Origin of the sequence: Shewanella intestini, assembly GCF_018221465.1 — a bacterium.
GTDB lineage: Bacteria > Pseudomonadota > Gammaproteobacteria > Enterobacterales > Shewanellaceae > Shewanella > Shewanella intestini.
The window spans coordinates 1-912 of the sequence record NZ_JAAIKR010000050.1 but is presented as its reverse complement, the minus strand read 5'-3'; the positions used below and the strand labels follow the sequence as shown (position 1 = coordinate 912).

Below are 912 nucleotides of genomic sequence, written 5' to 3'. Positions count from 1 at the left end.
ACCGCCCTGTGCGGAGCCGCATGCAGGGTGGTGTGGGGGCTGGAGGCTAGAGACCTCCGGCTACCCGATTAAGCATTTATGATAATTTTTCTATGGCAATGTTCATTTCGGAAATTAGCCTAGAGTTATTACTTCCATTACCAGACCATTCATCTCTAAGGCCGCTTAGTATGCGAACAGTGACCGGTTTATACCTCTTGAAGCGCTGAAGCTCATAAACAATTGCCACTTGAGAATCCAGCTTCATGGTTTCAGTATTTCTTTGTGATCCTACAAGTTCAGCTATTAACTTGTGATAATTTTCGAAATCTATCTGTAGTTGAGCATCCCTTCTGGTTGTGACGTACCTATATGCTGAAAATGCAAATGTACCCACAGACAGTAAGAAAGTTGCTAGCGCAATATATGATCCTATAGAACCAATATTGCTAGTAATCCAATTTATCAATGTACTTCCTTATGATGCTTAACGAATGATATGGACTCCCCTTACCAAATGGCCACTATGTGCCATATTGAAAGTGCAAACATTCAATCAAGGAGAGTCCATATGTCCTTAATTAAAGCCATTGGCATCGATTTAGCCAAATTAGTTTTTAGCATTCATGGTGTTGATGAATGCGGTAAAACTAAACTAAAGCAAACAGTTAAAAGAAACAAGCTGTTAGAGACAATCGCTAACATTCCACCTTGTATTATCGGGATGGAAGCATGCTCTGGGGCGCACTACTGGGCAAGGGAATTTACAAAATACGGCCACTCCTAAGATAGCCACCCATTCTTCCCTAAGATGGCCACCCATTCCAACCATTCCTAAGATGGCCACCCATTCCAGCTGGTCAAATATTCAACACTGAACTAGGCTTTATTTACCCTTATTAAACGGTATTTGAAGATGGCTAGACCAAGACA

General features: G+C 41.6%; 1 protein-coding gene and 1 pseudogene. One reads left to right on the top strand and one right to left on the bottom strand.

Features of this window, described 5'->3' with window-relative positions; translation table 11 throughout:
* Nucleotides 1-76: 76 nt before the first annotated feature.
* Nucleotides 77-448 carry a hypothetical protein gene (locus G3R48_RS17080; RefSeq protein ID WP_153666313.1) on the bottom strand — a complete coding sequence of 124 codons (372 nt, stop codon included), beginning with the start codon at nt 446-448 and terminating at the stop codon, nt 77-79.
* 102 nt (nt 449-550) lie between these two features.
* Between G3R48_RS17080 and G3R48_RS17075 the strand changes: the two are divergent.
* Nucleotides 551-760 (top strand): annotated as a pseudogene (locus G3R48_RS17075) (IS110 family transposase); the annotation flags it as partial.
* Between the last annotated feature and the right edge of the window lie 152 nt (nt 761-912).